Source organism: Microbacterium sp., assembly GCF_011620715.1.
Taxonomy (GTDB): domain Bacteria; phylum Actinomycetota; class Actinomycetes; order Actinomycetales; family Microbacteriaceae; genus Microbacterium.
Window position 1 is genome coordinate 1 of the sequence record NZ_WOYP01000084.1, and the last position, 2,147, is coordinate 2,147.

At 69.5% G+C, this 2,147-nt stretch carries 3 protein-coding genes; all 3 read left to right on the forward strand.

Going from position 1 to position 2,147, the window contains the following annotated elements; translation table 11 throughout:
* Positions 1-46: 46 nt before the first annotated feature.
* Positions 47-607 carry a ribonuclease H gene (locus tag QZV84_RS08250; RefSeq protein WP_292828109.1) on the forward strand — a complete coding sequence of 187 codons (561 nt, stop codon included), beginning with the start codon at positions 47-49 and terminating at the stop codon, positions 605-607.
* A gap of 27 nt (positions 608-634) precedes the next feature.
* A complete protein-coding gene (locus tag QZV84_RS08255; protein WP_292828112.1) occupies positions 635-1,822 on the forward strand; it encodes an acetyl-CoA C-acyltransferase in 1,188 nt (395 codons plus the stop codon).
* A gap of 20 nt (positions 1,823-1,842) precedes the next feature.
* A partial coding sequence (locus QZV84_RS08260) for a GNAT family N-acetyltransferase (RefSeq protein WP_292828115.1) occupies positions 1,843-2,147 on the forward strand: 305 nt, incomplete at its 3' end.

A 2,147-nucleotide genomic window follows, 5' to 3' on the forward strand; every position in this document is an offset into this window, starting at 1 on the left:
GACTCTTAATCAGTGGGTTCTGGGTTCAAGTCCCAGGGGGTGCACCATGGCTACCTATACCGTCGCAACCGACGGTGCATGCATGCGCAATCCCGGTCCCGCCGGATGGGCATGGGTCGGCGAAGACGGCCGCTGGTCGGCGGGTTCCCTCGAGGCCGGCACCAACAACATCGGCGAGCTTCTCGCGGTGCTCTATGCGATCCGCGACAACGCCGCGGTCGCCGACCTGCACATCCAGGCCGACTCGATGTACGCGATCAACACCTACCAGACGTGGATGGACGCGCACGCGCGCCGCGGATGGAAGACCAGCACGAAGGAGCCCACGAAGAACGTCGAGATCCTGCAGGCGCTCATCGAGGCGCGTGATGCACGCCGCGCCGCCGGACTGCCCGATGTCACCTTCGAGCACGTCAAGGGCCACGCCGGGCACCGCCTGAACGGCTGGGCCGACGAGCGCGCAGTGCGCGCCGCGCAGCACGGCAGCCGCGGGCTCGAGGCGATCTGGTCGAGCGACCGCGGTCAGGATCTCATCGACGTCACCGTCGACGCGCCCAAGGCGGGGGAGGACCAGCCGAAGCGGTCGCGCTCACGGGGTCTGCCATGACATTTCCGACGCGCTTAAGGTGAATGCATGAACAACGTGGACGATGTCGTCATTGTTGCAGCCGCCCGCACACCGCAGGGCCGCCTGAAGGGCCAGCTCGGCTCGCTGACCGCCGTGCAGCTCGGCAGCGCTGCGATCCGCGGTGCGCTCGCACAGGGCGGCATCGCGCCCGAGTCGGTCGACGCGGTGCTCGTCGGGCAGGTGCTCGCCGCGGGGGCGGGTCAGAACCCGGCGCGTCAGGCGGCCGTGGGCGCCGGCATCCCGTGGGATGTTCATTCGGGCTCCGTGAACAAAGTGTGCCTCTCCGGCCTCACGGCCATCATCGACGGCGCGCGCATGATCGCCGTCGGCGACGCCGCTGTCGTCGTGGCGGCGGGAATGGAGTCGATGACCCGCTCGCCGCACCTGCTCATGGGCTCGCGCGAAGGCTGGGCCTACGGATCGATCGAGGTGCTCGACCACATGGCCTTCGACGGCCTCACCGACGCGTACGATCGCGAGAGCATGGGCGCCTCGACCGAGCGGCACAACGCGCGACTCGAGATCACCCGCGAGGCGCAGGACGCCGTCGCCGCCCGCTCTCATCAGCGCGCCGCCGCCGCCGCCCAGGCGGGAGTCTTCGAGGCCGAGATCGTTCCGGTCCAGATCCCGCAACGCACCGGCGACCCGATCGTCGTGACCGCGGACGAGGGCATCCGCCCCGAGACCACGGTCGAGACGCTGGGCAAGCTGCGTGCCGCGTTCGCCGAGGGCGGGTCGATCACGGCCGGCAACTCGTCGCAGATCTCTGACGGAGCCTCCGCCGTCGTGCTCACGACTCGCTCGCACGCCGATGAGAACCGCTGGACCGTGCTCGCCGTCGTCGGCGCATCCGGTCAGGTGGCCGGTCCCGACAACTCGCTGCACGCGCAGCCCGCGCGGGCGATCGAGAAGGCTCTGCACAAGCAGGGCATCACCGCCGATGACCTCGACATCGTGGAGATCAACGAGGCCTTCGGCGCGGTCGTGGTCCGCTCGCAGTTCGAACTGGGTCTGTCCGACGATGTCGTGAACATCCACGGCGGCGGCATCGCGATCGGCCACCCGATCGGCGCCTCGGGCAACCGCCTCGTCGTCCACGCGGTCCATGAGCTCGTCCGACGCGGTGGTGGCACGGCGGCGGTCGCGCTGTGCGGCGGCGGCGGTCAGGGCGACGCGCTGATCCTCACCCGCTGAGTGGGACTATTCTCGGCGGCATGACCACGCTCAGTTCTCTCACCGCCGACGATCACGACGACTGGCTGTCACTGTGGTGGGGGTACCTGGAGTTCTACGAGGCCGAGCTCACCACGGCGCAGACCGAGCTCACTTTCGCCCGCCTGATCGATCCCGCGGATGCCGTCTGCGGAGCGATCGCGCGCGACCACGCCGGCCGGGGAGTCGGGCTCGTCCATTGGCTGACGCACCCCTCGACGTGGTCGGTCGGACCCTACTGCTACCTCGAGGACCTCTTCGTGCACCCGGATGCGCGGGGGAGCGGAACCGGTGCGGCGCTCATCGA